The organism is Allobosea sp. 05T433 (assembly GCF_056396065.1).
The window spans coordinates 61,547-88,446 of sequence record NZ_JBFTKS010000002.1 but is presented as its reverse complement, the minus strand read 5'-3'; the positions used below and the strand labels follow the sequence as shown (position 1 = coordinate 88,446).

Here is a 26,900-nt window from a genome sequence, read left to right as displayed (position 1 = left end):
GGAGAGCCGAACCTCCAAAAAGATGGCCGCGATCGATGATCACGTCTAATTATTTGATTGTCTCGTGATGATAGAAAATATTGATCCTGTGGCGCGGTCCCAGGCGGCGCAGACCGGGGTTCTCGATGCAGATCACGCTCAAGCAGATCGAAACCTTCGTCCGGCTGGCCTCGCTCAGGAATTTCCGCCGCGTCGCCGAACAGATGAACACGACGCAGCCGAATATTTCGGCGCGGATATCGGCGCTCGAGACGGTCCTGAACCTGCGCCTGTTCGAACGCGATGCCGGATCGGTCGTGCTGACGGATCAAGGCAAGAGCGTGCTTCCGCTCGCGGCGCGGGCGCTCGAGGCGACCGAGGCGCTGCTCCAGGCGGGCGATGCGGCGAGCCGGCAATCCATCCTGAAGCTCGGCGTCGCGGAAACCGTGGCCCAGACCTGGCTGCATCGCTTCCTGCGCGAGATGGCCGTGCGCTTTCCCGAGGTCGTGGTCGAGCTGAGTGTCGACCTGACCTGCAATCTCCAGCGCAACCTCATGGACGGCTCACTCGACATTGCCTTCCTCAACGGGCCGATCTCCGACCTTTCTGTCACCAATCTGCCGCTGGGGACGGTGGCGCTGCCCTGGGTCGCTGCCCCCCGGTTTGCCGCAGCCTTGCCCGACCCCGTCGAGGCCGATGACCTCGCCCGGTTTCCGATCCTGACCCATGCCAAGAACACGCGGCCCTATGCGGAGGTCGTCGACTACTTCAAGCGCAACAGCAGCCGGCTCAGCCGCCCGGTCTCGTCGAGTAATCTGGCGGCCTGCCTGAACATGACGCTGGATGGCCTCGGCATCGCGACCTTGCCGTCGCCGCTGGTCGAGCGCTTCGTCGAATCCGGCGAACTCGTCGCCCTCAACTGCGATTGGGTGCCGACCCCGATGAGTTTCACCGCATCCTATGTGACGATGCCGGCGCGGCCGATCGTCGAGGCCGCGGCGGAACTCGCCGTCGCGGTCGCCGACTGGAAGCCGAACGCGGCCTGACCGGTTGATCGTCAATGCTGAGACCAGGTCGGCTGCGCCCGTGCGATGAACGAACTCCGGCGTCGCGCGTTGTCCACCGGCGCGAGCGTTCGGGAGGCATGATGGACGAGGGGAAGCAGGAACTCCGGCGGGCATTCAAGCACATCGAGCGGGAGGTTCCAGAGCGGTTCTCAGCAACATTGCGTTGGCTGCGGCACCCGGCCTCGCGTTGGGTTCGACTGCCCGTGGGGCTTCTCCTGATCGTCGGCGGCATCTTTTCGATCTTACCCGCGCTCGGGCTTTGGATGCTGCCTCTTGGCCTGTTGCTGATCGCCGCAGACTTCCCGCCATTGAGAAAGCCGATGGCGCGCTTTGCTCTTGCCACCGTGAATCTATGGATCAGGCTGCGGGCGTGGTGGCAACGACGACGCAATCACGCTCCCTGATGCGGGCCGGGACGTTGCGCCCCGATTTCGGCAGGCGGTCGAGGCTGACTTCACACGGTCGTTGCTGGGGCGACGCGCCGCGAGTCTGCACTGGCGTCTCGGACGCGAGCCAGGAACCAGCCGACATCCATAATGGTCCCCGTGACGTTTCCGCAGTCAGCGGAAACGTCGAGTGATCGCACAAATCCAGCGATGCGCGGCCAGCGTCCGAACGTCATGTGGCGATCGAACGACGCTTCAGGTCGCTACCGAAAGAACGCGAGGAGGATGATGAGCGGAAGAGGAATGCCGAGCATCCAAAGCAAAATACCGCGACCCATGATGATCTCTCCCGGTGGAGGCCTTTGAACCCGCACCCACAGAGAGTGTTCCGGAAGGGTCGCTGACCGGCGGACGTTTGGCGACTGCCGACGCGGAAAAGGCCTACTCCCTGCGATGCGCTAGAGGGGTCGGCCCAATAGCTTCGCGACCGCGGCCGAGCGTGAGCCCGCCTTTGCAACGGCCATCTTCAATTGCTCAAGGCTCACGCCCCATTTTTGGGTCCAGTATTTGACGTCGTGAGGTTCATTCAGATTGATGCGGGCGCGGTCTTGCGCGTCGCGGTTGGTAAGATCGTCCGGCATGGTAACCTCCTTGGAGCCCCATGGAACCGCAATGTCGCAACGATGTTCCTCAGCGACGAACGCTTCCTGTGGCGTTCTGGCTCGGCCTTGCGGCTGAAGCGCACTCGTACGCAAGGGCGCCTCGCTCTGGTGCGGTAACGAGCGACTGGGCGTGATTCTGCGCGGGCTGTAATGGACTCGCGGATTCTTGATGGATCAGCCGGTGGGAACAAAGGACTTGAACAGCGGTTCCCCTTTCGTGGAGACGACTGCGCCGGCCATCGGATCGTCGATCGAATTGTTGGCCAGACAATCCGAAGAAGGGAGGGACTCTCTTCTGACACATCTTTCGAGTATCGAATGAAAGCTCGATCAAGCGTTCACTATTAGGATATGCGCACGAGGTAGGTAGACGTTTTCATGGATACACCGTCTGAAACCTATCGGCTTGCGCTTCCCTGGTACAAGCAGTCGGATTTCGATGAACTCTGGGCGCTTGCGGAAGACCGAGCAGTTTTGCCGCGGTCCTACTCCGAGTGGCACCAGCGTGCTTCGGGCGTCTATTCCCGGTTCTTGAACGCGGGAATGGCAATCCAGATCGTGACGGTTCGGCGCACCCCGCTCCTGAAATGGCTCTCGGATCATGGGCTGCGCAACACGTCGGCAGCGCGACGGCTCTATGTCGAGGATTGCGCCGTCGCACGGGCGAGACTGGTCCAGGGATCAGCCATGGCGTGGGTTACGCTCTCGGACCAGTGACCGTCTCGAGATCGACTGAGACCGCGTTCCGACCGGCCCTTTGGTGTGCTAGATGGAGGACGACGTCATGGTGAAAGACGGACACGGAAACCCTCTTCCCCCCGAGCAGGATTTTACATCCCGAACCGATGCCCGCCCGTCCGAGGAGGGACTGGCGGACGGGACATCTGACCTGATCACACGGACGGCGCAGAATCATGGGGTCGCCGTCGACGCTGTGGAGGCGGCGTTGGCAGCGCTTCGTCGAGGTCGGGGGACGATGGCCCAGTTTTCTCACCCTGCCTTCGGCGGCATGGCCCAATGGTCGACCGGCGGAATGAGCATGATCGGTGACATGTTCAATACTGCGACCAAGGCGAAATTCGACGGTGTTCTTGGGGATCTGGCGGACGCGCTTCGGCGCGGCGAAGGCGCGATGGAAGCGCCACATGCCGCAAACGAAGCCGAGGCGCGGAAAGACCGGGAATCCAGGAGCTGGCCAGCAGAATTTGGGGACGCGGCAACGGCTGGTAGCCAAAACGACATGCGGTATGCGTTCTTCCCGACAGCGCGGCGCCTGGTCATCGATGATGGAACTAGGCGAACGGTCTACGACACCGGCGAACACGTCATTTCCGGGGTTTCGCAACAACAGAGTTTCGACCGGACGCTGACCTTTCACAGCCAGCTCGGGGCGGTGAATCCAGGGGATCTCCCGGTCGTTCCTTAGCGCGGCAGCGACCGATCGCTGACGAGGGGACGGGAGTGGTGCGCCGTTCAAAAACAATGCTGCAGTGCGGGATCATTTCGAGCCGTGAACGGTTGGGCTCTCATGCGCAGTTGAAAGCGCCCGGCAGGGGATCTGCGCCTGAGAAATCCTTTTCGATCGCTGTTGAGAGCAACGCGCGCCGCAAACAGGAGCGCGGCCCGCTCAACTGCCCTCATCCGAAAGCTGACAAAGCTGCCGAAGCCGGCACGCGCCAAGAAGACCACCAAAACGGCCAAACGGAGCGCGGTTCCGCCGCGCAGACCCGCGGCGGGCAGTTTCATCAGCGATCGATTCAGTGGAGCCAAGGGCACACTGCGCTACAAGCTCTACACGCCCATTGGCTCAACCCGCAGGCGCTTGCCCCTGTTGGTCATGCTCCATGGTTGCACTCAATCGGCTTCGGACTTCGCGTCCGGAACAGGCATGAACGATGTCGCGGACGAACTCGGCTTCCTCGTGCTGTATCCCGAGCAGGCGGCGTCGGCCAATATGGCACGCTGCTGGAACTGGCATCGGCCTGCCAATCAAAAGCGGGGCTCCGGCGAACCCGCGATGATCGCGGCGCTGACGCGAAACGTGCTCACCCTCTGCAAGGGTAACCCCACGCGCGTGTATATTGCGGGCATCTCCGCGGGAGGCGCGGCAGCGGCGATCGCTGGCGCGGCGTATCCCGATCTCTATGCCGCGGTAGGCGTCCATTCCGGCCTCTCGGGCGAGGCCGTCAGCGGCCTGACGCAAGCCCGCCTGGCCATGCGGCAGGGGCCAGGATCAAATCCTCCGGCTCCGACCGGACAGATCGCCCAGCCGCCTCCGACGATCCTCTTTCACGGCGATCGCGACACGACGGTACATCCGGCGAATGCGGACGGCTTTGTCCATCGATTGCGACAGTCCTGCGGATCGACGCTTGCGGTCGAGACCCGCACCGGACGATCTGATCGAGGGCGTGATTTCACCCGAACAAGCTACCGTCCCCTTGGCGGCGATGTCCTGCTGGAGACATGGCTTGTCCATGGTACTGGACACGCCTGGTCCGGCGGCAAAGTCTTTGGGGCGCTTACGGACAGTGCCGGACCCGACGCCTCCAAGGAGATGGCGCGCTTCTTCCTCGTTCGAAGGCTAAAGATCAAGACGGCGCTACGTGCACCCGAGGCCCGACGACCAACCGCTTCCAAAGGGAAGAGCTTCAGTCCGGCTTGAGGCCTGATACGCGTCCTGACGCAGGTCCGTCGGCGCAGCCGGGAAGCGGACCTCTGTCATGGTCGGGCTGGCATGCCACCAAACCCGTCCACTCGCAGAATCCCGAGTGTTCCACCGCCATCGCAAGGTCCATCGCCACCGCAATCAGTTCTTCTTCACGGGACGCCCAGGGTCGAGGGCGCTCGGTGAACTGGAGGGCTTTGGATCGCCCTTTGCTGGCGCAACGACATTCGCGTCCGCCGCCGGCTTCGCCCGATCGTCCGTGGGTATGCCTGTCCCCGGCCGTGGGCGGCTATCGCTTGTCCTGCCGGGCTGTCCGGTCGGCTTGTCTTGATCTGCCTTCGCCATGTCGACCTCCGTTGCGGTCCAGCGTTCGGTCCGCTCACCCAAGAGTTCCATGCTCGCCCGATATATGACGCCGCCATCGTCCCGGCGGACGCTGACCACGAACAACCGACAGTCGCCGTTTGGCATCACCGCGCGGGCCATGTCGGGCAAGGCGTCCAAAGCCGACAGCCGCGCTTCTCCGTCGCTGGCAAGTTCGATTCCGTCCTCGTCGATATCGACGAAGTCGCCATCCGTGCTGTCGAAGAAATAACGGCTCATGCTCCGCTCCTGGCGAAGGAGAGATGGGCGGGCTCCTGTTTGAGAACGTGCCAGAACACTGCCCGTTCCCGGTCGGGGGGAAGGGAATGCGAATTTTGTTAGGGCGCTCCCGCCTTTTCCGCGGAGTGGGCCGCTCGGCGAGGGCGTTGGGTCAGGGGATCAGCGCGTCGCGGAGCAGGCTTGCCGCGAGCGCCAGCATCATCGCGCCGATGCCGAGGTCGAGAACGCGCCAGGAGGCGGGCCGGGACAGGAGCGGGGCGAGGAAGCGCGCGCCGAAGCCAAGCGAAGCGAACCAGGCAAAGCTGGCAATCGCCGCGCCGGCCATGAACGGAGGCCGCTCGATCGGCGGAAGGCTCGTCCCGACGGCCCCCATGAGCATGACCGTGTCGATATAGACGTGAGGGTTGAGGAAGGTGAAGGCGGCGGTGCCGGCCAGCGCTGCGCCGAGCGTCATGCCGCCTTGTTGCTCGACAAGGAGGACGGAAGGGTTGGCGGCCCGCCTGAGCGCCGAAACGCCGTACCAGCTGAGAAAGGCCGCGCCACCCAGGCTGAGGCCGAGCGACAGGCCGGGAATGAGGGCGAGTGCGCTGCCGAGGCCGCTGACGCCTGCCACGATCAGCGCAGCGTCGGCCGCCGCGCAGAACAGGACGATAGGCCAGACATGCTCCCGTTTGAGCCCCTGGCGCAGCACGAACATGTTCTGGGCGCCGATGGCCATGATCAGGCCGGCGGAAAGGGCAAAACCCTTGGCGAAGGCGGGCAAAAGAGAGGGCATGAGAGAGCTGGTCATGCCGGCCTTGATGCGCGCGACTGCCGATGTAGTCTAGCTAAAGAAGCTAATCATGAATTAGGCAAGTTAATGCTGGACTATGCGTCCCTGGCGGCCGTCGCTGCCGTCGCCCGCGAGGGCAGTTTCGAGAAGGCCGCAGTGGCGCTCGGCGTCACGCCATCGGCTGTGTCTCAGCGTGTGAAGGGGTTGGAGGAACGGCTCGGCGCGATCCTGCTGACAAGGGGCGTTCCCTGTCGCCCGACCGAGATCGGCGCCAAGCTCTGCGCCCATGTCGAGCAGGTTCGGCTGCTCGAAGGCGAAGTCGTCCATGATCTGCCGGGACTGGCGGTTCAGGAGCCCGGCGCGACCACGGTCAGGGTCGCCGTCAATGCCGACAGCGTCAGCACCTGGTTTCCCCGGGCGGCGGCACAGTTCGCGGCGCAGACCGGTGCGATGCTCGACCTCGTCATGGATGATGAGGCCCATACGGCCGAGCGGCTACGCACGGGAGAGGTTCTGGCGGCTGTGACGGCCGATCCCGCCCCCGTTCCCGGTTGCAAGATCTATCCGCTCGGCGCCATCGACTATGTGGCGACGGCCAGCCCCGGCTTCATCAGCCGGTTCTTTCCCGACGGCGTCGATGCCGCGAGCCTTCAGGAAGCGCCGATGCTGCGCTTCGACCGTCGCGACGAGTTGCAGGCGCGCTGGGTGCGGCAGTCCTGGGGGACGCCGGTTTCGCCCCCCGTCCATTGGATACCCTCGACCCAGGGCATGCTGGACATGACGCTGGCCGGGTTGGGCTGGTCGATGACGCCGCTGCCGCTGGCAACGCCGCATCTCGATGCCGGTCGCCTGGTGGAGCTGCCGCCGCATCGGCCTATCTCCGTCACGCTGTACTGGCAGCGCACGCGCCTGGCCGCGCGACTGCTCGACCGGCTGACGCATTGCGTCCGGTCGATCAGCGCGCTCGAACTGGCCAGGGCCGGAAACGAAGGACGCGGGCCGGGCAGCTGCCCCGCCGAACGGCCCTAAAGCATCGGCCCGAAAAGTGGATCGCGGTTTTCGGTAAAGCCGATGCAAACACGGCATGATGATCCGACCGGCCGGCGGCGTTCGCGGCCTATCCCTCGATCAGGCCTGAGCGCATCAGCTTCTCATAGGCGGTGATGACATGCTCGGGGACGGGGTTCACGCCGTCCTCGCCATAGGCATAGCGCCGGCTGAGATAGCCGCGTGCACCCATCAGGATATGGACGATGACCTCCAGCTCTTCGTCGCTGTAGTCGCCGATCTTGCCGGGGCCGCGTGCGCGCTTGAGCAGCCGCACATAGGCCGCGGAGATATTGTCGAGATGCTGCTGGTAGCCGAGCGGCGCGAAAACCTCGGCCTCGTTCAGGATGCGCAGGAATTCAGGTGTATCCTGCAGGAATTCGAAGAAGGCGCGAAAGCGGGCGACCTCCTTCTCGAGCTCGGAGGCTGACGCCTCGATCTTCTCGCGGATGAAGTCGACCATGTGCTGGCCGATGACCGGCAGCAATTGCTCGAGCAGTTCCTGCCGGTTCTCGAAATGATTGTAGAAGGTTCCCTGCGCCACGCCCGCCAGGTCCGTGATGCGGGCCACCGAGGCCTCGGCATAGCCGTATTTGCCGACGACCTTCGCCGCGGCGCCGAACAGGCGGCGTTTGACGTCGTCATTCTTCTCGCTGCGGGTCAGCTTCGGGCGTTTTGCGCTGCTGCTCGCACGGGCTTGTGTCGTCATGCGGTCTCGTATCCGGGGCTCTTGGGCTGACGTGTGATCAAACTCGCAGATCGGGCTAGGATCGCAACTCGTCGCGGAGGACCCGCTTCAGGATCTTGCCCGATGGATTGCGCGGCAGGCTTTCCCGCAGGATCAGCTGGCGCGGGGCCTTGAAGGCGGCGAGCCGGCTGCGGCAATGGGCGGCGAGCGCATCGAGGGTGAGGGCGCTGCCGGGCTCGAGAACGACGAAGGCAACCGGCCTTTCGCCCCAGCGTTCGTCGGGCGCGCCGATCACCGCGACCTCGCGCACCTGCGGCAGCTCGAAGATGGCGCGCTCGACCTCCGAGGAGGCGATATTCTCGCCGCCGGAGATGATCATGTCCTTCATGCGGTCGGTCAGATAGAGGAAGCCGTCCGGGTCGAGATAGCCCATGTCGCCGCTGCGGAACCAGTCGCCGTAGAACGCGGCTTCGGTCTTGGCCGCATCGTTCCAGTAGCCGCTGGTGATCTTGGCGCCGCGCAGGCAGATCTCTCCGGTCGCGCCCGGCGGCAGGACCCTGCCGGCCTCGTCCCTGATCTGGATTTCGACATGGGCAAGCGCCCGGCCGACAGAGCCGATCTTCTCGATCTCGCGACCTGCCTCCATCAGCGTATCGCCGCTGCAGGTCTCCGTCAGGCCGTAGGCGTCGATATAGCGGGCATTGGGGAAGGCGGCGCTGAAGCTGCGGATGCGCGCCTCGGGCGTGCGCTCGCCACCGCCGATGACCCAGCGCAGGCTGGACAGATCCTGGCCTACCTCTTCCGTGGCTGCGAGCATCGCGCTCATCATCACGGGGGCGAGCCAGGCGCAGTTCAACCGTTCCCTGCCAATCGCCTGGAGCGCGGCAACCGGCGAGAACTCGCGCTGGATGCACAGGATGCCGCCGACCCAGAGCACGGCCAGGCCGGGCAGGTCGAAGGCTCCGACATGGTAGAGCGGCCCGACGACGAGAAGCCGGTCCTCCCGGGTGAGGCCAAGCGCCACGATATGGTCGCTGCATTTCCAGTAGAAATTCTCGTAGCTGTGCATCACGCCCTTGGGGCGGTCGGTGGTCCCCGACGTGTACATCAGCCGAAACAGGTCGGACGGCTTGCGCGGCACCGGATCGGCAGGCGCAGCCCCGGAGCCGAGCCGCGTGCTGTCGGCGCGCGCTGCCGCATCGACCAGGACGACCGGGCCGGCCTCGCGGGCCGAGGCTGCAAGCTCCTCATCGGCGATCAGCAGCCTGGCGCCGGAATCCTCGACGATGTAGCGCACCTCGTCGGCGGAGAGGCGGAAATTGATCGGCAGGAAGACGGCGCCGAGATGCCCGACCGCGATCGCCAGCTCGACGAAGGCGGCGCTGTTCTTCATCAGCACGGCAACGACATCGCCCGCCACGATGCCGCGCGCGGCAATCCAGCCGGCGCTCCGCGCGACCCGCCCGGCAAGCGCGCCATAGGAGATGCGGGCCTCGTCGAAGATGACAGCGGTACGGTCCGGCGTCCGGCTCGCGTGGTAGCGGACGAAGCTCGAGAGATTGATCATTCCACCCTCTTGGCAAAGCTCGCGAGGCCTCGCCATCTCCTTTTTCTGATTTATGACTCGTAATTCATTTTTCTCTTGACGTCACCCCGGCGGCTGCCGAATATCGCTGCAAGAAGCGCGTGCCGCACAGCGGCGCCGACAAGATGCCGCCTTCCGGATCAACCCGGAAAGGAAACGGCCAAAGGCCCCAGGGAGAAGCGTGATGACCAAAACACCGTCCTTGCCGATGAATCGGCGCGCCGTTCTGGCGCTGACGGCCGGAGCCGCCGGCGTGATGGCCGCGCCCTGGGTCGCCCGCGCCCAGGCCAAGGCCGTCAAGGTGGGCATGCCGACCATTTTGTCGGGGCGCGTCGCCCAGCTCGGCACATCCTCGCGCAATGCCGCGCAGATGGAGGTCGAGAAGGCCAATGCCGCCGGCGGGCTTGCCGGCCGGCCGATCGAGCTCGTGGTGCGCGACACCAAGGGGCAGCCGCAGGAGGCCGCCCGCGTCGCCCGCGAACTGGTCAATTCCGACGGCTGCGAGATCCTGATCGACGCGGAAGCCTCGACCGGCGCCTTCGCCGTCCATGAGGTGGCGCGCGATCTCGGCGTTCTCTGCATTCACAGCAATTCCGAAACCTCGTCCCTGACGGCCGATCCCAAGCTCAAACTGCCGAACGCCTTCCGTTGCGCGCGCCAGGGCATCCATGATTCCGTCGCGGGCGGAACCTATGCGGCCGAGATCGTCAATGCCAAGGGGCTGACGCGCTGGGCGACCTGCTCGCCGGACTACGCCTACGGCCGCGATACGACCGCCGAATTCGTGATGTATCTCAAGCGTTTCGCGCCCAAGGCCGAGGTCGTCGCGGAATCCTGGCCGAAGATCTTCCAGCCCGACTATACCGAGTCGATCACCAAGCTGCTGCAGGCCAAGCCGCAGGCGCTCTATTCCTGCCTCTGGGGCGGCGACCTGACCTCCTTCATCGACCAGGCCGGCATCTATGCGCTCTTCGCGCAGATGCAGTTCTTCGCGGTCAACATGGCCGATTACACGGCGCTGACCACGGTCAAGAACCTGCCGCCCGGCATCCATTCCGGCAATCGCTACATCAAGACCTTCCCGGCGACGCCCCAGAACGCCGCTTGGGGCGACGCCTATCGCGCGAAATATGGCGAGTACCCGACCAACTGGGCCTGGCAGAACGCCTTGGCGGTCAATTTCCTCGCCGCTGCCGCGAAGAAGGCGAATTCGGCCGACGGCAAGAAGCTGGCCGAGGTCCTGCGCGGCTTGACGATCGAGTCGCCCTTTGGCGCCGAGGGCAAGGTCACGATGCGGGCCGACGACCAGACGCTCGTCGACTATGCCGTCGGCTGGGGCACGACGATCGCCAAGGAGCCCTATGTTCCCGAGATGAAGAGCGTGTCCTGGCAGCGCATCTTCGAGCTCGAGGCCGAGTGGAAGAAGGACAAGGGCTTCGTCTGAAGCCCGTCCTGATCCGTCGGGGTCGACCCGACGCCTGCGTCCCATCAGATCCGGCCGCGCCCTGGCGCGCGGCCCGGCCCATTTCCTCCCGGCGAGCGCGCGATGGACCTCAACGCCCTGACGGACTGCCTGTCCTCGTCATCCTGCCTCGTGACGCAGGCGACGAGCGGCTTCATTATCGGGATGCTGCTCTTCCTCGTCGCGGTCGGGCTGACGCTGATCTTCGGCGTGATGAAGATCGTGAACTTCAGCCATGGCGCCTTCTACATGATCGGCGCCTATCTCGCGATGACGGTGTTCCAGGCGACGCAGAGCTATGCGCTCGCACTGCTCGGTGCCGCGGTCGGGACCTGCCTGATCGGGATCGTCATCGAGCGCTTCTTCATGCAGCGCATCTATGGCGGCAACGTCCTGATGCAGCTGCTCGTCTGCTACGCGCTGGTGCTGATCCTCGACGATCTCGTGCGGATCGTCTGGGGGCCGGAATTCCGCGCCATGGGCATGCCGCCGGCCTTCCAGGTGCCGCCGCTCTTCATCATGGGCGGGGTCGTTCCGCCCTTCTATCTGTTCCTGATCGCCGCGGCGCTGCTGATGGCGGGGGTGCTCGGCCTGGCCATCGCGAAGACGAGGATCGGCAAGACGATCCGTGCGGCTGCTCACAACCCGGCGATGGTCTCCGTGCTGGGCATCAATACCGGCCTGCTCTTCACGGCCCTGTTTGCGCTCGGCTGCCTGCTCGCGGGTCTCGCCGGCGGGCTTGCTGCGCCGGTCCGTTCGCTGACGCCGGGCATGGGCTTCTCGATCCTGATCGAGTCCTTCATCGTCACCGTGATCGGCGGCATGGGCTCGATCATGGGCGCGCTGGTCGGCGCGATCCTGATCGGGCTGATCAGGGCCTTTGGCGCGCTCGGCTTTCCGCTCTTCACCGAGGCTCTGATGTATCTTTGCATGGCGCTCGTCCTCATCGTGAAGCCGACCGGCCTGTTCGGACGCGAGGCGGCCTGAGATGACCCGCCCAGCCCTTCGCGACGCCGCGCTCGCCCTTGCCGGTTTCCTCGTCCTGGCCATCCTGCCGCTCATCACCAGCAGCAGCGCGCTGATCGATTTCGTCATCCGCTGCGCCGCGCTCGGCCTGTTTGCGACCTCGCTCAACCTGCTCGTCGGCTATGGCGGCATGGTCTCCTTCGGCCATGGCCTGTTCTTCGGCATGGGCGCCTACAGCTTCGGCATCCTGATGCAGCGCACCGGCATGCCGATCCCGCTCGCCGTCCTGCTGACGCTCTGCATCTCGGCGCTGGTCGCGCTCGTCGTCGGCGCGATCTGCGTGCGGCTGAAGGAGATCTATTTCGCCTTCGTGACGCTGGCCTTCCAGATGCTGATCCACAGCATGATCATCGCCTGGGTGCCGGTCACCGGTGGCGACCAGGGCCTGCGCGGCGGCATCCCGCGCCCGGCCTTCCTCGGCATCAACCTCTCCGACCAGAAGCAGCTCTATCTGTTCAGCGCCGCGCTGCTGGTGCTCGGGCTCCTGGCGATGCGGCACATCGTGTCCTCGCCCTTCGGCTATGCGCTGCGCATGGTCCGCGACAACGCCACCCGCGCTGGCTTTCTCGGCATCAATGTCTATCGCACGAGGCTGACCGCCTTCGTTCTCGCCGGCGCCTTCGCCAGCCTCGGCGGCGTGATCATGAGTCTGTTCGTCTCGGGCGCCTATCCCGAGTTCGCCTTCTGGACGATGTCGGGCGAGGCCGTCTTCATCGTCATGCTCGGCGGCACGGCAAACTTCCTCGGGCCGCTGGTCGGAACCGGAATCCTGCTGCTGCTGAACGATTTCGTCACGCGCACGGCCGAGCATCACGGGCTCGTGCTCGGCTCGGTCATCCTGCTCTTCGCGCTCGGCCTGCGCAAAGGCCTGCTGGATTTCGTGATGGAATGGCTGGCGGCGCGGCGCACGCGCGGTGCCGCCACGCCTGCTCCCGTCGCAGTGAAGGGGACGTCGACATGACCGAGAAGACCATCGCCGTCGTCACCGGGGGCGCAAGTGGCATCGGCGCCGCCTGCTGCCGCGAACTGGCCAAGCGCGGCGCCCGGATCGTGATCCTAGACCGCGACCTGGCGCTGGCGGAAAGCGTCGCCGCCGAGCTCGGCGGCCACGCCGTCCAGGGCGATGTCGGCGACGAGGAGGGGCTGCGGCGCGTGGCGGCGCGGATCGAGGCCGAGATCGGCCCGGTCGGCATTCTTGTCAACAGCGCCGGCGTGCTGCAGCCGCCCCTGCGGCCGACCGAGCTGCCGATGGCGGTCTGGGACCATGTCATCCATATCGACCAGCGCGGGACCTATCTGGCCTGCGTCGTCTTCGGGGCGGCGATGCTGACGCGTCGCGCCGGCAGCATCGTCAACATCGCCTCGATCACCGGCTCGCGCTCGGTCCCGCTTCACGCCTATGCGCCGGCCAAGGCCGCCGTCATCGCGATCACGCGCGGGCTCGCCGCCGAATGGGGACCAGCCCAGGTCCGCGTCAACAGCGTCTCGCCGGGCTATACCCGCACGCCGGCATTGCAGGCCGCGATCGACAAGGGTGAGCGCGACATCACCAACCTCGTMGGCAGCGCAGCGCTCGGCCGCCTGGTCGAGCCTGACGAGGTCGCGCGCGTCGTCGCCTTCCTGGCCTCGCCCGACGCGTCCGCGATCACGGGCATCGACGTTCCCGTCGATTGCGGCTGGCTCGCGGGCACCTCCTGGCACAGCTATGGCGGCTTCCGCGATCCGGGGAACGGCAGCGATGCTTGAGATCCGCAATCTGGTGAAGGCCTTTGGCGGGGTGCGCGCGACCGACGACGTCACGCTGACCTTCGAGACCGCCTCGCTGACCGCGATCATCGGGCCGAACGGCGCGGGAAAGAGCACCTTCTTCAACCAGCTCTCGGGGGCGATCCGGCCCGATAGCGGCGAGATCCGGCTCGATGGCCAGAACCTCGTCGGATTGAGCATCGGTGAGATCGTCCGGCGCGGGGTCGGGCGGGCCTTCCAGGTCGCGAGCATCTTCCCGTCGCTGACGGTCGAGGAAACCCTGCTGGCCGCGGTCTCCGCGCATCACCGCCACGCGGGCCGCCTCGGCACGCGTTTCCCGCTCGCCTCGACGCGCGCCCATGCCGGCCATTGCGTCGCGATGGTCGGGCTTCACGACAAGCGCCACATCCTCTCGGCCAATCTCTCGCATGGCGACCAGAAGCTGCTCGATATCGCGCTTGCCCTGGTGCTCGAGCCGCGCGTGCTCCTGCTCGACGAGCCGACCGCCGGCATGGGCCCCGAGGAACGCTGGCGCGTCATCGACAAGGTCCATGAGCTCTGGGAACGGCAGAAGATGACCGTGGTCTTCATCGAGCACGACATGGACATCGTCTTCAAGATCGCCCCGTCGATCCGCGTCCTGAGCTATGGCCGGGTTCTGGCGGAAGGCACGCCGCAGCAGATCCGGACCAATCCGGCCGTGATCGAGGCCTATCTCGGCAGCGAGCATGAGGTGGCGGCATGAGCGGCGGTTCCGTCACCAGCCCTGCGGTCATCGCGCTGTCCGGCGTCGACGTCTTCTATGGGGCGAGCCAGATCCTGTTCGGTGTCGGCTTTTCCGTCGAGCAGGGCCAGACCATGGCGCTGCTCGGCCGCAACGGCGCCGGCAAGAGCACGACGATGAAGGCGATCGCCGGTCTTGCCCCGCCGCGGCGCGGCAGCGTGCGCCTGAACGGCGCCGAGACGACGCGCCAGAAACCGCATCGCATCGCCTGCGCCGGGCTCGGCTTCGTGCCCGAGGACAGGCAGGTCTTTCCGCAGCACAGCGTCGAGGACAACCTGCTGATCGCCGCGAAGAAGGGCCCCGATGGGCGGGACGAGTGGAACCTCGAACGCATCTACGAGGTGTTCCCGCTGCTCGTGCCCCTGCGCCAGCGCATGGCCGGGCGCCTCTCAGGCGGCGAGCAGCAGATGCTCGCGATCGCCCGCATGCTGATGGGCAACCCCTCGGTGCTGCTTCTGGACGAGCCCAGCGAAGGCCTCGCGCCCATCATCGTGCAGCGCATCGGCGAGCTGATCCGCACGCTGCGCCAGACCGGCGTCACGATCCTGATCGCCGAGCAGAACATGCATTTCTGCCTCGGCCTCGCGACGGACGCGACCGTGATCGACAAGGGCCAGATCGTCTTCAAGGGCTCGATCGCGGCCCTGAAGGCGAATGACGACATCCGCCAGCGTTATCTCGCGCTCTGATCGCCCAGGAGATTGCTCGTGCCGACGCTCACCCGCGAGATCGCCCGTTTTGTCGTGCAGCTGCGCACGGAGACCCTGCCGCCCGAGGTTGTGGCCAAGGCCCGGTCCTGCCTCGTCAATGCGCTCGGCATGGCGGTCAATGGCTTCGATACGCCCTATGCGCCGGTGGCGCGCAAGGCCGCCCTGGCGCTCGATGGCGAGATCGCCCACGGGGCGACCCTGCTCGGCGATGGCAGGCGCAGCACGATCGGCGCTGCCTGCCTCGCCAATGCAGCGCTGTTCCATGGCCGGGCCCAGGAGGATACCTGCGGGGCGGCGCATTTCGGCACGATCCTGATCCCGATGCTGCTGGCGATGATCGAGGCCAGGGCCTATCCGCTTGCAAGGCTGCTTCCGGCGCTGGTCGCGGGCTACGAGGCTGGCGGCTTGCTGGAGCAGGCCTTCGCCGGCCGCACGACGCCGGCCGGGTTCCGCTCCTCCGCGACCTATGGCACCGTTGCGGCTGCGGCTGCGGCCGGCACGCTGATGGAGCTTGACGAGGCGACGCTCGCGGCAGCGCTGGCCAATGCCGTCTCGTTCACCGGCGGCGTCCTGCAATCCTTTGCCGACGGCACCGACGAATGGCGCTACCAGGTCGGCATCGTCGCCCGCAACGGCCTGGCCGCCGCCGAGCTTGCCGCGGCCGGCTCGGTCTCCGCGCCGCATGCCGTGGAGGGCAGGGCGGGGCTCGCGCGCAGCTTTGCCGGGGTGGAGGCGCCGGCCGGTCTCGCCGCCAGCCTCGGCCGCGACTGGGCGATCCTGCGCGTCACCTTCAAGCCCTTTCCGGTTTGCGCTTTCAACCAGACGCCGGTGACCGGTGCGCTCGCCCTGCGCGAGGTGCTGGCTAGCAGGCCGCTCGCGGCGGTGCGCGTGCGGATGAACCCCTATGAGACCGGTTATGCCGGCATGGATGCGACCGGCCCGTTCAGCTCGATTTCAGGCACGCTGATGAGCATTCCGTTCTGCATTGCCACGACCCTGGTCCACGGCGCGCCGAGCACGCGGCAGATGACGACCTATGACGATGCCGCGGTGAATGCGCTGGTCGAGAGGATCGCGCTCGTCACCGATCCCGGCGTGCCGGTGCTCAGCGCAGTGCTCGAGGCCGACACGCTGGACGGCGAGACCCTGATCCATGAACAGCGGATGACGCCCGCCGACTATGCCTTCGATCGCGCGACCTTGCGTGAATTGCTCGGTCGCATCGGCAGCGAGCAGGGGCTGCCGCGATCTCTGTTCGAGCGGATCGAGGCCGTCGTCGATGCCCTGCCGCATGGCGCCATCGCGGAGGTCGTCGGGCTCTTCTCGGAGATCGAAGGCCGGCGCCGGGCGGCGTAGCCCGGCGTGATCCACTTGGCGTGACCCGCTTCGCATCAACGTCCTGGCATCGAAGCAGTTGCATTCTCAAAAAATGAATTATGACTCATAAATCATTTTATGTTAAATGCGACTCCTGGTGATTGAGAGCTTCATGACAGAACCATTGGACCCTTCCGTCGCGCCGGCCGGCCACAACGCCGCCCACGGGTTGCTCGCGCTCTATCGTTCGCTGGTGCTGATCCGCTGCAGCGAAGAGCGGCTGAGCGCGATGTTCGCCGATGGCGAGGTGCCGGGTTTCATCCATCTGAGCATCGGCCAGGAGGCGGTGTCGGTTGGCGTCATGGCGGCCCTGACGGCGCAGGATACGATCGCCTCGACCCATCGCGGCCACGGCCATGCCATCGCCAAGGGGCTTTCGCTCGACGGGTTCTTTGCGGAACTGCTGGCCCGGGATACCGGGCTCTGCCGCGGCCGCGGCGGCTCGATGCATGTCGCCGACATGTCGGTCGGCATGCTTGGCGCCAACGGCATTGTCGGGGCCGGGCTCTCGATCGCGCTCGGCAGCGCGCTCGCGCATCGGACGCAGAAGAACGGCGCGATCGCGGTTGCCTTCTTCGGTGACGGGGCGCTGGCCGAGGGCCTCGTGCATGAATGCCTGAACATGGCGGCGCTCTGGCGGCTGCCCATGCTCTTCGTCTGCGAGAACAATGGCTGGGGCGAATTCCTGCCGACCTCGAAGCAGCTCTCCTTTGCATTGAAGGATCTGGCCGCCGCCTACCGGATCCCGCATGTCCTGGTCGACGGCAACGATGTCGCTGCCGTTGCCGAGGCCGCCGCGCGGATCGTGCCCGAGGTCCGGGCGGACGGCCCGCGCATCCTCGAATGCATGACGACGCGCGTGCGTGGCCATTTCGAGGGCGATGCCCAGAAATACCGTGATGCCGCCGACCTCGCTGCGCTGAGCGAACGCGACCCGCTGCGGATCACCGCGACGCAGCTGGTTGAGGCCGGCATCGCCGAGGACGCCTTGGCCAGCATCACCGAAGAGGTCAAGGCGCGCATTCATGCCGCGGTCGAGGCGGCGCGCGCGGCACCTGGCCCCGGTTTCGAGGCTGCGCTCGCGGATGTCTACACAGCGGCGCCAGCCGGGATGGAGGCACACTGATGCCGGAGCTTCGTTATCTCAAGGCGATCAACCTCGCCTTGGCCGACGCGATGGCGGCCGACCCCACCGTCATCCTGATCGGCGAGGATGTCTCCGAGGCCGGCGGCGCCTTCGGGGCCAGCCGCGGCCTGCGCGAGCGCTTCGGTGCCGAACGCATCGTCGATACGCCGATCTCCGAGGCCGCGATCGCGGGTGCCGCCGTGGGAGCCGCGCTCAGCGGCCTCAGGCCGGTCGTCGAGATCATGTTCATGGATTTCACCACGCTGGTCATGGACGCGATGGTGAACCAGGCAGCCAAGGCGCGCTTCATGTTCGGCGGCCAGAGCTCCGTGCCGATGGTGCTGCGCACGCCGCATGGCGGCGGCCTTGGCGCCGGCCCCCAGCATTCGCAATGCCTGGAGGCCTGGTTTGCCCATGTGCCGGGGCTGAAGGTCGTTTGCCCCTCCGACCCGGCCAGCGCCTATGGCCTGCTGCGCGCCGCGATCGCCGATCCCGACCCGGTCGTCTTCGTCGAGAACAAGGCGCTCTACGCCATGAAGGCCGACGTGCCGGCCGAGCTGCCGGTCATCCCGCTCGGCCAGGCGGCGACGCTGCGCGAGGGCAGGGATGTCAGCATCATTGCCTATGGCGCCGCCGTCCACACGGCCCTGGCCGCTGCCTCCCAGCTCGCGGGGGAGGGCGTCGAGGCCGAAATCCTGGACCTGCGCAGCATCCAGCCCTGGGACGAGCAGGCCGTCCTGCGCTCGCTCGCCAAAACCCATCGCCTCGTCGTGGTGCACGAGGCCGTCGAGGCCTTTGGCGTCGGCGCCGAGATCGTCGCCCGGATGGCCGATATCGGTTTCGACGAACTCGACGGGCCGATCGTACGGGTCGGCGCACCCTTCATGCCGGTGCCGTTCTCCAAGGGGTTGGAGACGGCCTACCTGCCTTCCGCCGAGCGGGTGGTGCAAGCCGTGCGCCGCACACTCGCCTGAGATCGAGAGGAACACCCGTGTCCGACAGCATTCTCTATGAGCGCCGTGACGCCACCGCCCTGATCACGATCAATCGGCCAGCGACGCTGAATGCGCTCGACATGGCGACGCTTGCGGCGCTCGACGAGGCCGTGGGCCGCGCCGGGGCCGATCCGCTGGTCAAGGTCGTCGTCCTGACCGGAGCCGGCGAGCGCGCCTTCGTCGCCGGCGGCGATATCGCCGATCTCGATAGCCGCCAGGGCCTGCCGCATTATCTCGAGCTCGGCGAGCGGCTGCACAGCGTCTTCCGCCGCATCGAGACGCTGGACAAGCCGACGATCGCCGCGGTGAACGGCTGGGCGCTGGGCGGCGGCACCGAATTGCTGCTCTGCCTCGATATTCGCCTTGCCGCGAGCTCGGCCAAGTTCGGCCTGCCCGAGATCAATCTGGGCCTGTTCCCCGGCGCAGGCGGCTCTCAGCGGCTGATCCGCCAGATCCCGCTGTGCCGGGCGAAGGAGCTGATGTTCACCGGCGGCCGCATCGATGCGGCCGAGGCGGAGCGGCTCGGCTTGATCAACCGCGTAGTGCCCGATGCCGAACTGCTCGACCAGGCGCTGGCGCTTGCGGCCAGCATCGCGACCAAATCCCCGCTCGTCCTGAAACTCCTGAAGCGCACGCTCAATGACGGTGCGGATATGCCGCTGCCCTCGGCGCTGCGCCATGAGCAGGCGATGATCGGCCTCGTGCTCGATTCCGCCGACGCACATGAAGGCTGCCAGGCCTTCCTGCAGAAGCGCCAAGCCAGCTTCCGGGGCGTGTGACCATGTCGAGCGCCGCCCCCATCGTGATGCCCAAGCTCGGCCTGACCATGACCGAGGGCCTGCTCGCGTCCTGGCGCGTCGGTCCGGGCGACAGGGTTGCGGCCGGCGACATCCTGTTCATCGTCGAGACCGAGAAGATCGCGACCGAGATCGAGGCCCAGCAGGCCGGCAGCATCGGCGAAATCCTGATCCCGGAAGGCGAGACGGTCCCTGTCGGCGCCGTGCTCGCAACCTGGGCCGGCGCGGCCCCGGCTGCCGGGGTGCAGAAGGCCGCAGCTCCGGAGATGACCGCGGCCAAGCCGGCACCGGAACCGGTGTCCGTGCCCGCGCCAGTTGCGGGGGATCGCGTGATCGCGACGCCGCTGGCGCGGCGCATCGCCCGCCGGCATGGCCTGGACCTGGCCTTGGTCGCAGGCTCCGGCCCGCGCGGCAGGATCAAGCAGGCCGATGTCCAGGCGGCTCTGGCAGCGACCATCGCACCGACCGAGGCGAACGCCCGACCGACTCCGGCCGTGCGAGCGACGTCCGACCGGCGACGCCCCGCCAGCACCATGGAAAGGATCGTCGCGCGCCGGCTGACCCTGTCCAAGCAGACGATCCCGCATTTCTACGTTCATGCCGAGGCCGATATCTCGCGGCTGCTGGACCTGCGCGAGGAATTGAACGGCAGCGGCGGGCAGACCCGCCTGAGCATCACGCATTTCATCATGGCGGCGGTGGGCCGGGCCCTGGTCGAGATGCCGGCCTGCAACCTGCTCTGGGCCGAGGACGAGATCATCGAGCTCGCCAGTCCGGATGTCGGGCTCGCGGTCGACAGCGAACGGGGCCTGCTCGTGCCGGTGCTTCGTGAGGCCGGCCACCTAAGCCTGGATGCGGTCGCTGACGGGTGCGGCGATCTCGTTGCCCGCGCCCGCTCCGGACGCCTCGCGAGCGCCGAGCTCGAAGGCGGCGCCATCTCTGTCTCCAATGTCGGCATGTTCGGCGCCTCGCATCTCGTGCCGATCATCAATCCCGGCCAGTCGGCCATTCTCGGCGTCGCGGCGCAGAAGCCGGTCTTCCGGCCGGATGCGAATGGCCTGCCGAGCCTGCGGCGCGAAATCGGTCTGGTTCTCTCCTGCGACCACCGCGTGCTCGACGGCGTGCGGGCGGCGCGCTTCCTCGATCACATCGTCAACACCCTTGAAAACCCGTTGCGGCTGCTGCGCCAGCGCGCGGCGGAGCGGAGGCCAGCATGAATTTCGACCGCAGCGACGAGCAACAGATGCTGGCGGAAACCGCGCGGCGGGTCGGCGAAAAGTTCGGCCTGGACTACTGGCGCGAGCTCGACGCGAAGAAGGAATTTCCCAGCGCCGTCTGGCGCGAGATCTGCGCGGCCGGGCTCTGCGGCATCGCGATCCCGGAGGAATATGGTGGCGCCGGGCTCGGCATGGCCGAAGTCGCGATCGCGGTCGAGAACCTTTGCGCGGCGGCCGGCGGGTCGACGCTGAGCCAGATGTTCATGTGCAATCCGGTCTTTGGCGGGGTGACCATCAGCCGCTTCGGCACCGAGGCGATGAAGCGCGAGCTCTTGCCGGCGCTGGTGGCGGGCGACGCGCTGTTCGCGATGGCGCTGACCGAGCCGGATGCCGGTACGAATTCGCTCGCGCTCAAGACATTCGCCCGCACTGACGGCAATGGCTGGCGCCTCAACGGCCAGAAGATCTGGATCACCGCGGTGCCCCAGGCCACGAAGATGCTGGTCGTCGCGCGCACCCGCAAGCTCGAGGAGGTCAGCCGCAAGACCGACGGCATCAGTCTCTTCCTCATCGATGTCGACAGGGCGGGGCTGACCCATCAGGCGATCGAGAAGGTCGGCACCAACACCTTGCCCTCCAGCGCCGTGTTCTTCGAGGATGTGCGCGTCGAGGGGCATGAGCTCGTCGGCACGCTCGATGGCGGCTTTCGCGAATTGCTCGACGTGCTGAACACCGAGCGCATCGTCACCACGGCCGGGCTGGTCGGCACGGCCGAACTCGCGATCCGGCTTGCAGCCGACTATGCCCGCGAACGCAAGATCTTCAACGGCGCGGCGATCGGCTCCTATCAGGGCATCCAGTTCCCACTCGCCGAGGCGCATATCCAGCTGGAATGCGCCAGGCTGATGAACCAGAAGGCGGCGGCGCTCTACGACCAGGGCAAGCCCTATGGCAGCGAGGCCAATATGGCGAAATGGCTTGCCGGCCACGCCGCGGGGCTGGCGACGGACCGCGCCATCCAGACCCTCGGCGGCATGGGTTATGCGAAGGAATACCATGTCGAGCGGCTCTGGCGCGACGCGCGCCTGTTCCGCGTCGCTCCGGTCTCGGAGGAGATGATCCTCAACTATGTCGCCCAGCATGACCTGGGGCTGCCGCGCTCCTACTAGGGCATCGGCCCGAAAAGTGGATTGCGGTTCTCGGGAAAGCCGATGCCATCACAAAGGGTTAGATCATCGGACCGGATACGATTTCCCTGTCTGATGATGTAGGTGTGAGCTCTCAATAGGTTGTCCATCCGGTCCCGAGCGAGGAAGCTGAGGTTGCGAAGCTTCAGTCTCCATCGAAGGAGGACCGGATGAACATCCACAAGAATGCCCGTCTGACGCAGTTGGGTCGAGAGCGGATCGTGCGCATGGCGGCGGCAGGCACGGCCTCTGGCGTGATCGCCAAGGCGGCCGGCGTCAGCCTCAAGACCGTCCATAAATGGATCGCCCGCTTCGCCGCCGAGGGCATGGCCGGGCTGGCGGACCGCTCGTCGCGTCCGCACCGGCTGCATCGCCCGACGCCGGCAGGCCAGGTCGAGCAGATCATCGCACTGCGGCGCCAGCGGCTGAGCGGCCACTCAGAGCGCAGAGCCGAAGAGCTGCCGCGCTGGCTCCATCACTACAACTGGCATCGCCCCCACGGCGGAATCCAGGCCAAGACACCCATCAGCAGACTCGCTCGCGACGAGGACAACCTGTTGACGCTCCACATCTAGGGGCGCTGAGCACCGATGCGATGCGGGCTGTCCGGCCAGCACCGGCAGCCGGGGAGCCACGCCCGAACAGGATTTGAGGAGATGCGAACGCCGCCGGCAGGCCCCCCGTCGGGTTCATTCGTTCTGACGATGCCGTTGCCGCAGCGGCAACGCAGAATGCGGCAGAACTCGGTCAACAATGGGGGCAATGTTGGAAGCGATCGGGCGCCGACGTTCAGAAGGTTCGCCTTCTCATGCCGTGCGGTCCATTCCAGGTGATGGGAGGCCGCAGGACGCAACGACCGTCCGAAACAGCATCTTGGACGATGTGGCCTGGGCAGGGGCATCGGCGCGCGCCCTCGACAGGGACGGCCCCACCAGCCATCCCTTCGCAGAGATGAGCGACGATTTTTCGGACGCACCGGCGTTCGAACATCTGGAACGAGTTGTCCAGAAGCACGCAGACAAGATCGCGCTCAGTGACGGCACGACATCGCTGACCTTTCTGCGGTTGTTGCACGCGGTTCAGATCCTCGCCGCCGTCATCGCCGATGCGGTCCCGCCCGGAGAGACGGTCGGACTGCTTCTCGGCAACGCCCTCTGGTACCCGGTGGCCATGCTGGCTGCCATGCGCGCCGGCAGGCCCGCGGTGCCGCTCAATCCGCGGGACCCGGTGCCGCGCCTGGCGGCCATTGCGGCGGATGCGCGCCTAAAGGCCATCGTGAGGGTCGGCCCTGGCGAACCGCAGGACTGGCCGGATGCGGTGCCGCTGCAATGGATCGACCCGGCAAAATGTCTCGCGGAGGCGCCGCCTGGCAGGGTCCCGCTGTCGCAATCCGAGATCTCCGTCGATGCGCCGGCCATCGTTCTCTACACATCGGGCAGCACCGGAACGCCAAAGGGCGTGGTCAACAGCCAACGCGCGCTCCTCCAGCGTGTTCAGCAATATGTAAACGCCGGCCATATCGGCCCCGATGATGTCTTCATGCCGCTGACCGGGCCTGCGACCATCGCGGGATGCCGGGAAATGATGACGCCGATGCTCTGCGGCGCGACATTGTATCTGCTGGATGTCGAGAGCGCCGGCATTCGCGCCGTTCGCGAGCATTTCCAGACCTGGCAGGTGACGGTCGCCTATCTCGTGCCTGCCTTGTTGCGCGTCTTGATGAATGGCGCCCAGCCCGACACGTTTGCCTCGCTCCGCGTGGTGCGGGTCGGCGGCGAAAGGGTGCTCTGGGCCGATATCGATCGCCTCCGCGCGGCGGTGCCGGAGACCTGCTTCATCCAGATCAGCTATTTGTCGACCGAGAGTACGGGAACACAGTGGTTCCTGCCGAGGGACTATCCGGAACAGGGTGCAACGGTTCCGGTCGGTTTCGTCCTGCCCGGCGTTGATTATGCCGTGGTCGACGAGAACGGAGATCCGGTCGCTCCAGGGCAGGAGGGCGAGCTGCTGCTCCGCAGCAGCTACGTCGCCCTTGGATACTGGGAACGCGGCAGAAATCTCCCGCTTCAGGCGGGCCTGCCCGATCCGCAGCTTCGGCTCTTCGCAACGGGCGATCTCGTCACAGTGGACGAAACCGGCTTGATGCGGGTCGTTGGACGCAAAGGGCGCCAGATCAAGATCAATGGACGGCGCGTCGAGCCGGCCGAACTCGAACTTGTCCTGCGGCGCGCGCCCGGCATCCGCGATGCCGTCGCGGTCGTGACGGACGGAAACGAACTGGTGGCCTTTGTCGTTCCCGCCGAACAGGCGGGCACGGACCTGATTCCAGAATTGCGCGCGCTGATCAGGCGGTCGCTGCCGGCCGCCGTCCATCCGACGCGGCTGCATAGTCTTGCCGAATTGCCACGGCTTCGGGGCGGGAAGATCGACAGTATCCGGCTGCGGGAGCTGGATGGCGGGCTGCGCCCGCCCAAGGACAACGATGACGCTCCGGAATCCCGACAAATGGGAAACCCTCATGCTGTCGAGGCGGTGGTCGGGACCCTTTGGGAACGGATACTCCAGGGCAAGGGAGCGGCAGGCAGCCGCTGGGATGAAGCGGGTGGCGATTCCCTGAAGTTGCTGCAATTCGTCATGGAACTCGAGGAGGCGCTTGGGCGGGAACTCGATCTGGACCTGTTCACCATCGACATGAGTTTTGCCGATATCGTCAGGGCAGCGTCCGGCGACGAGGCGACGAGACATCCGCCTGCCCCCTCCGACACGCGGCCCGTCCTGTTCATCGTGCCGGGATCGATCGGCTACGGCCCTAGCCTTGCGGCCTTCGGGCTGGAGATGGGCAAGGTCGCCCGGGTTGTCGCCGTGCGCTACGAGAACCTGAAGGACCTGCTGGCCGGACAGGGAACGATACCCCGGATGGTCGATGCCGTTGTCGACCAGATCAACCATGCCCAGCCCGAGGGCAATGTGAAGCTCATCGGCTATTCCCTGGGCGGCGGCGTCGCCTTCGAGGTTGCTTCCACGCTCGTCGCGGCGGGCCGGTCGGTCACCTTCCTGGGAATCCTCGACACCAATATCGGCGCCGGGCATCACAGCTACGCTGAGACCCTGGCCCGCACGGCGCAGCGCATCCGGGCGCACCGGGTGACCATCGATCGCATGATGTTGCGGGCCGTCGCCAAGATCTTTGCCCGTTTCGGCGCAGAGGCCCAGCTCGCCAGCGGCATCGAGCGCTTGAAATGGGAGATCCTCGCCCGGCCACGTTTCATTCTGCGCCTCGAGCTCGAGGAGGTGCTGCGCATGCGCGCCTTCGACCACTGGCTCCGCCAGCCGAAAACCGCGCTGCCGATAGCCGCCACCCTGTTTCGATGMCGACGGCCCGGCGTTCCGTTAGATCTGGGCTGGGGCGAGCTCTTCACCGATCTGAACGTGGTMCCGATCGTCGGCGGGCATCTCGATATGCTGATTGAACCGCACCTCGGCCATAACCGCCCCTTGATCGAGCACGCCTTCCTGGCGAGCGGCGGATAGGGCAACCTCCGGTGGACGTTTCCCTCGGCAGCGGCGACGCTCTCAAGGTATCGGCGCAGGCGAGGCATCCCGGCCTCATGTGGCGCTGGCCGACGATGCGACCCAGCACCATCGCAGCCGTGCCGGAGATGGCGCCGGTCTCGGCCAGATCGGTGCCGTAGAGCATGAGGCGCAGCCTGATGCCGGGCGCAACCACATAGCTGTTCGCTGCGATGGTCACGAGCCGCCGCGTCTGTGCCGGATCGAAATCCTGTACCATGCAGGGATTGCCGACCTCGCGGACCGCTGTGCGTTCGTGCTCGACGCCCTGCGGGTTGCCTGACTGACGCGACCGGGCATTCCAACGAAAGGATCAAACCATGTCACTCAAGGATATTCTTCCGGGCAAGCTCGGCTTCGGCGCCGCCCCGCTTGGAAACATGTTCCGCGACATTCCCGAGCAGGAGGCGCTCGCAACGGTCGAGGCTGCCTGGAAGGACGGCATCCGCTATTTCGACAACGCTCCCTTTTACGGGGCCGGCCTCGCCGAAATCCGCATGGGCGAGGCGCTCAATGGCCGGCCGCGCGACGAATACGTCATCAGCACCAAGGTCGGCCGCGTCATCCTCGACGAGATCGAGGATGTCAGTGCGCGAGATCTCGGCGAGAAGGGCGAGGTCTTCAAGCATGGCCGCCCCAACAGGATCGTGAACGACTATTCCGAGGCCGCAACTTTGCGGTCCATCGAGGACAGCCTGAAGCGACTGAAGACCGATCGTATCGAGATCGCCTGGGTCCATGATGTCGCCCAGGATTTCTACGGCGACGAATGGCTCGGCGTGTTCGAGGCGTCGCGCAAGGGCGCCTTCAGGGCCCTCGACCGGCTGCGCGACGAAGGCGTGATCAAGGGCTGGGGCCTCGGTGTCAACCGGGTGGAGCCGATCGAGCTGCTGCTCGGGCTCGACGGTCCGCGCCCAGACGGCTTCCTGCTGGCGGGACGCTACACGCTGCTCGACCATGCGCGCGCCCTCCAGCGCGTGATGCCGCTGGTCACCGAGCGCGGGCTCGGCATCGTCGTCGGCGGCCCCTACAGCTCCGGTGCCTTGGTCGGCGGCCCGAACTTCGAATACGCACCGATGACGACGGAGATCCGCGCCAAGGTCGCGCGCATCAAGGCCATCGCCGACCGCCACGGCGTCAGCATGAAGGCGGCCGGCCTGCAGTTTTCGCTCGCCAATCCCGCGGTCGCTGCGGTGATCCCCGGCGCCAGCCAGCCGAGCCGCATCGCCGAAGACCGGGCTGCGCTGCAGGAGGTGGTGCCTGCCGCGTTCTGGCGGGAGCTGCGGGAGGCCGGGCTGGTCCATCCCGACGCGCCCTTGCCCGGCGCGTAGCATGTCAGGCAGCTGACGGCTGCCGTCTCGCCGGATGAAAAATCGAAGGCATGCAAACACAAGAGGTTAGGTCATCGCACCGGATCCGATTTCCTGTCCGGTGAACTATTCCGTG

At 66.3% G+C, this 26,900-nt stretch carries 28 protein-coding genes; 22 read left to right on the top strand and 6 right to left on the bottom strand.

Features of this window, described 5'->3' with window-relative positions:
- Positions 1-125: 125 nt before the first annotated feature.
- Positions 126-1,025 (top strand): LysR family transcriptional regulator, encoded by a 900-nt coding sequence (locus AC1DGP_RS02575; RefSeq protein ID WP_476831711.1) that lies wholly within the window; start codon positions 126-128, stop codon positions 1,023-1,025.
- Positions 1,026-1,126: 101 nt separating this feature from the next.
- Complete coding sequence (locus AC1DGP_RS02570; protein WP_441488432.1) at positions 1,127-1,450, top strand: hypothetical protein; 324 nt, start codon at positions 1,127-1,129, stop codon at positions 1,448-1,450.
- A gap of 440 nt (positions 1,451-1,890) precedes the next feature.
- On the opposite strand, the gene AC1DGP_RS02565 is transcribed toward AC1DGP_RS02570, so the two are convergent.
- A complete protein-coding gene (locus AC1DGP_RS02565; protein ID WP_441504532.1) occupies positions 1,891-2,073 on the bottom strand; it encodes a DUF3606 domain-containing protein in 183 nt (60 codons plus the stop codon).
- 399 nt (positions 2,074-2,472) lie between these two features.
- On the opposite strand from AC1DGP_RS02565, the gene AC1DGP_RS02560 reads away from it, so the two are divergent.
- Together AC1DGP_RS02560 and AC1DGP_RS02555 are read left to right on the top strand one after the other, a co-directional pair.
- The gene (locus tag AC1DGP_RS02560; RefSeq protein ID WP_441504531.1) at positions 2,473-2,811 is read left to right on the top strand and encodes a hypothetical protein; all 339 of its coding nucleotides are present in this window, start codon (positions 2,473-2,475) and stop codon (positions 2,809-2,811) included.
- 52 nt (positions 2,812-2,863) lie between these two features.
- Complete coding sequence (locus tag AC1DGP_RS02555; protein ID WP_441504530.1) at positions 2,864-3,520, top strand: hypothetical protein; 657 nt, start codon at positions 2,864-2,866, stop codon at positions 3,518-3,520.
- Between the two features lie 47 nt (positions 3,521-3,567).
- On the opposite strand, the gene AC1DGP_RS02550 is transcribed toward AC1DGP_RS02555, so the two are convergent.
- Positions 3,568-3,840, bottom strand: coding sequence for a hypothetical protein (locus tag AC1DGP_RS02550; RefSeq protein ID WP_441504862.1), 273 nt, complete (start codon positions 3,838-3,840; stop codon positions 3,568-3,570).
- Between AC1DGP_RS02550 and AC1DGP_RS02545 the strand changes: the two genes are divergently transcribed.
- Positions 3,734-4,759 carry an extracellular catalytic domain type 1 short-chain-length polyhydroxyalkanoate depolymerase gene (locus AC1DGP_RS02545; RefSeq protein ID WP_441504847.1) on the top strand — a complete coding sequence of 342 codons (1,026 nt, stop codon included), beginning with the start codon at positions 3,734-3,736 and terminating at the stop codon, positions 4,757-4,759. The two genes, AC1DGP_RS02550 and AC1DGP_RS02545, sit on opposite strands and share 107 nt — an antisense overlap.
- Before the next feature lie 144 nt (positions 4,760-4,903).
- Here AC1DGP_RS02545 and AC1DGP_RS02540 read toward each other — a convergent pair whose 3' ends face one another.
- Positions 4,904-5,365 (bottom strand): DUF6894 family protein, encoded by a 462-nt coding sequence (locus tag AC1DGP_RS02540; protein ID WP_441504529.1) that lies wholly within the window; start codon positions 5,363-5,365, stop codon positions 4,904-4,906.
- Positions 5,366-5,516: 151 nt separating this feature from the next.
- A complete protein-coding gene (locus tag AC1DGP_RS02535; protein WP_441504528.1) occupies positions 5,517-6,155 on the bottom strand; it encodes a LysE/ArgO family amino acid transporter in 639 nt (212 codons plus the stop codon).
- Between the two features lie 69 nt (positions 6,156-6,224).
- On the opposite strand from AC1DGP_RS02535, the gene AC1DGP_RS02530 reads away from it, so the two are divergent.
- Entirely contained in the window at positions 6,225-7,166 is a 942-nt protein-coding gene (locus tag AC1DGP_RS02530) for a LysR family transcriptional regulator ArgP (RefSeq protein ID WP_441488426.1), read from the top strand.
- Positions 7,167-7,254: 88 nt separating this feature from the next.
- Here AC1DGP_RS02530 and AC1DGP_RS02525 read toward each other — a convergent pair whose 3' ends face one another.
- On the bottom strand, positions 7,255-7,893 hold the full coding sequence (locus AC1DGP_RS02525; RefSeq protein WP_441504527.1) for a TetR/AcrR family transcriptional regulator: 639 nt from the start codon (positions 7,891-7,893) through the stop codon (positions 7,255-7,257).
- A 55-nt stretch (positions 7,894-7,948) separates the two neighbouring features.
- Positions 7,949-9,439 (bottom strand): AMP-binding protein, encoded by a 1,491-nt coding sequence (locus tag AC1DGP_RS02520; RefSeq protein WP_441504526.1) that lies wholly within the window; start codon positions 9,437-9,439, stop codon positions 7,949-7,951.
- A 202-nt stretch (positions 9,440-9,641) separates the two neighbouring features.
- Between AC1DGP_RS02520 and AC1DGP_RS02515 the strand changes: the two genes are divergently transcribed.
- The 16 genes from AC1DGP_RS02515 (at position 9,642) to AC1DGP_RS02440 (ending at position 26,785) form a co-directional block, all read left to right on the top strand.
- The gene (locus AC1DGP_RS02515; RefSeq protein WP_441504525.1) at positions 9,642-10,901 is read left to right on the top strand and encodes an ABC transporter substrate-binding protein; all 1,260 of its coding nucleotides are present in this window, start codon (positions 9,642-9,644) and stop codon (positions 10,899-10,901) included.
- A 102-nt stretch (positions 10,902-11,003) separates the two neighbouring features.
- Positions 11,004-11,906 (top strand): branched-chain amino acid ABC transporter permease, encoded by a 903-nt coding sequence (locus tag AC1DGP_RS02510; RefSeq protein WP_113517917.1) that lies wholly within the window; start codon positions 11,004-11,006, stop codon positions 11,904-11,906.
- Position 11,907: 1 nt separating this feature from the next.
- Positions 11,908-12,906, top strand: coding sequence for a branched-chain amino acid ABC transporter permease (locus AC1DGP_RS02505; protein ID WP_441504524.1), 999 nt, complete (start codon positions 11,908-11,910; stop codon positions 12,904-12,906).
- Entirely contained in the window at positions 12,903-13,691 is a 789-nt protein-coding gene (locus AC1DGP_RS02500) for an SDR family NAD(P)-dependent oxidoreductase (protein WP_441504523.1), read from the top strand. The genes AC1DGP_RS02505 and AC1DGP_RS02500 overlap by 4 nt, the downstream gene beginning before the upstream one ends.
- Complete coding sequence (locus AC1DGP_RS02495; RefSeq protein ID WP_441488420.1) at positions 13,684-14,436, top strand: ABC transporter ATP-binding protein; 753 nt, start codon at positions 13,684-13,686, stop codon at positions 14,434-14,436. Before AC1DGP_RS02500 ends, AC1DGP_RS02495 begins: the two co-directional genes overlap by 8 nt.
- Positions 14,433-15,164: an ABC transporter ATP-binding protein gene (locus AC1DGP_RS02490; RefSeq protein WP_441504522.1), complete on the top strand. Its 732-nt coding sequence runs from the start codon at positions 14,433-14,435 to the stop codon at positions 15,162-15,164. The genes AC1DGP_RS02495 and AC1DGP_RS02490 overlap by 4 nt, the downstream gene beginning before the upstream one ends.
- A gap of 18 nt (positions 15,165-15,182) precedes the next feature.
- On the top strand, positions 15,183-16,541 hold the full coding sequence (locus AC1DGP_RS02485) for an MmgE/PrpD family protein (protein WP_441504521.1): 1,359 nt from the start codon (positions 15,183-15,185) through the stop codon (positions 16,539-16,541).
- 133 nt (positions 16,542-16,674) lie between these two features.
- Positions 16,675-17,688 (top strand): thiamine pyrophosphate-dependent dehydrogenase E1 component subunit alpha, encoded by a 1,014-nt coding sequence (locus AC1DGP_RS02480; RefSeq protein WP_441504520.1) that lies wholly within the window; start codon positions 16,675-16,677, stop codon positions 17,686-17,688.
- Positions 17,688-18,662 (top strand): alpha-ketoacid dehydrogenase subunit beta, encoded by a 975-nt coding sequence (locus AC1DGP_RS02475; protein WP_441504519.1) that lies wholly within the window; start codon positions 17,688-17,690, stop codon positions 18,660-18,662. The genes AC1DGP_RS02480 and AC1DGP_RS02475 overlap by 1 nt, the downstream gene beginning before the upstream one ends.
- A 17-nt stretch (positions 18,663-18,679) precedes the next feature.
- A complete protein-coding gene (locus AC1DGP_RS02470; protein ID WP_441478142.1) occupies positions 18,680-19,462 on the top strand; it encodes an enoyl-CoA hydratase/isomerase family protein in 783 nt (260 codons plus the stop codon).
- Between the two features lie 2 nt (positions 19,463-19,464).
- Entirely contained in the window at positions 19,465-20,697 is a 1,233-nt protein-coding gene (locus AC1DGP_RS02465; protein WP_441504518.1) for a dihydrolipoamide acetyltransferase family protein, read from the top strand.
- Positions 20,694-21,866 carry an acyl-CoA dehydrogenase family protein gene (locus AC1DGP_RS02460; protein ID WP_441488414.1) on the top strand — a complete coding sequence of 391 codons (1,173 nt, stop codon included), beginning with the start codon at positions 20,694-20,696 and terminating at the stop codon, positions 21,864-21,866. The genes AC1DGP_RS02465 and AC1DGP_RS02460 overlap by 4 nt, the downstream gene beginning before the upstream one ends.
- Before the next feature lie 188 nt (positions 21,867-22,054).
- Positions 22,055-22,459 (top strand): leucine zipper domain-containing protein, encoded by a 405-nt coding sequence (locus tag AC1DGP_RS02455; RefSeq protein WP_441504517.1) that lies wholly within the window; start codon positions 22,055-22,057, stop codon positions 22,457-22,459.
- Positions 22,460-22,766: 307 nt separating this feature from the next.
- Positions 22,767-25,415 carry an AMP-binding protein gene (locus AC1DGP_RS02450; protein ID WP_476831745.1) on the top strand — a complete coding sequence of 883 codons (2,649 nt, stop codon included), beginning with the start codon at positions 22,767-22,769 and terminating at the stop codon, positions 25,413-25,415.
- A 79-nt stretch (positions 25,416-25,494) separates the two neighbouring features.
- Complete coding sequence (locus tag AC1DGP_RS02445; protein ID WP_441507952.1) at positions 25,495-25,737, top strand: hypothetical protein; 243 nt, start codon at positions 25,495-25,497, stop codon at positions 25,735-25,737.
- A gap of 37 nt (positions 25,738-25,774) precedes the next feature.
- Positions 25,775-26,785 carry an aldo/keto reductase gene (locus AC1DGP_RS02440; RefSeq protein ID WP_441507951.1) on the top strand — a complete coding sequence of 337 codons (1,011 nt, stop codon included), beginning with the start codon at positions 25,775-25,777 and terminating at the stop codon, positions 26,783-26,785.
- Positions 26,786-26,900 lie beyond the last annotated feature (115 nt).

Excerpts from the sequence above, each read along its gene's own strand:
- AC1DGP_RS02575 (WP_476831711.1), top strand. The coding sequence starts at position 126 with ATGCAGATCACGCTCAAGCAGATCGAAACCTTCGTCCGGCTGGCCTCG.
- AC1DGP_RS02570 (WP_441488432.1), top strand. The coding sequence starts at position 1,127 with ATGGACGAGGGGAAGCAGGAACTCCGGCGGGCATTCAAGCACATCGAG.
- AC1DGP_RS02565 (WP_441504532.1), bottom strand. The coding sequence starts at position 2,073 with ATGCCGGACGATCTTACCAACCGCGACGCGCAAGACCGCGCCCGCATC.
- AC1DGP_RS02560 (WP_441504531.1), top strand. The coding sequence starts at position 2,473 with ATGGATACACCGTCTGAAACCTATCGGCTTGCGCTTCCCTGGTACAAG.
- AC1DGP_RS02555 (WP_441504530.1), top strand. The coding sequence starts at position 2,864 with ATGGAGGACGACGTCATGGTGAAAGACGGACACGGAAACCCTCTTCCC.
- AC1DGP_RS02550 (WP_441504862.1), bottom strand. The coding sequence starts at position 3,840 with ATGAAACTGCCCGCCGCGGGTCTGCGCGGCGGAACCGCGCTCCGTTTG.
- AC1DGP_RS02540 (WP_441504529.1), bottom strand. The coding sequence starts at position 5,365 with ATGAGCCGTTATTTCTTCGACAGCACGGATGGCGACTTCGTCGATATC.
- AC1DGP_RS02535 (WP_441504528.1), bottom strand. The coding sequence starts at position 6,155 with ATGACCAGCTCTCTCATGCCCTCTCTTTTGCCCGCCTTCGCCAAGGGT.
- AC1DGP_RS02530 (WP_441488426.1), top strand. The coding sequence starts at position 6,225 with ATGCTGGACTATGCGTCCCTGGCGGCCGTCGCTGCCGTCGCCCGCGAG.
- AC1DGP_RS02525 (WP_441504527.1), bottom strand. The coding sequence starts at position 7,893 with ATGACGACACAAGCCCGTGCGAGCAGCAGCGCAAAACGCCCGAAGCTG.
- AC1DGP_RS02520 (WP_441504526.1), bottom strand. The coding sequence starts at position 9,439 with ATGATCAATCTCTCGAGCTTCGTCCGCTACCACGCGAGCCGGACGCCG.
- AC1DGP_RS02515 (WP_441504525.1), top strand. The coding sequence starts at position 9,642 with ATGACCAAAACACCGTCCTTGCCGATGAATCGGCGCGCCGTTCTGGCG.
- AC1DGP_RS02510 (WP_113517917.1), top strand. The coding sequence starts at position 11,004 with ATGGACCTCAACGCCCTGACGGACTGCCTGTCCTCGTCATCCTGCCTC.
- AC1DGP_RS02505 (WP_441504524.1), top strand. The coding sequence starts at position 11,908 with ATGACCCGCCCAGCCCTTCGCGACGCCGCGCTCGCCCTTGCCGGTTTC.
- AC1DGP_RS02495 (WP_441488420.1), top strand. The coding sequence starts at position 13,684 with ATGCTTGAGATCCGCAATCTGGTGAAGGCCTTTGGCGGGGTGCGCGCG.
- AC1DGP_RS02490 (WP_441504522.1), top strand. The coding sequence starts at position 14,433 with ATGAGCGGCGGTTCCGTCACCAGCCCTGCGGTCATCGCGCTGTCCGGC.
- AC1DGP_RS02480 (WP_441504520.1), top strand. The coding sequence starts at position 16,675 with ATGACAGAACCATTGGACCCTTCCGTCGCGCCGGCCGGCCACAACGCC.
- AC1DGP_RS02475 (WP_441504519.1), top strand. The coding sequence starts at position 17,688 with ATGCCGGAGCTTCGTTATCTCAAGGCGATCAACCTCGCCTTGGCCGAC.
- AC1DGP_RS02465 (WP_441504518.1), top strand. The coding sequence starts at position 19,465 with ATGTCGAGCGCCGCCCCCATCGTGATGCCCAAGCTCGGCCTGACCATG.
- AC1DGP_RS02460 (WP_441488414.1), top strand. The coding sequence starts at position 20,694 with ATGAATTTCGACCGCAGCGACGAGCAACAGATGCTGGCGGAAACCGCG.
- AC1DGP_RS02455 (WP_441504517.1), top strand. The coding sequence starts at position 22,055 with ATGAACATCCACAAGAATGCCCGTCTGACGCAGTTGGGTCGAGAGCGG.
- AC1DGP_RS02440 (WP_441507951.1), top strand. The coding sequence starts at position 25,775 with ATGTCACTCAAGGATATTCTTCCGGGCAAGCTCGGCTTCGGCGCCGCC.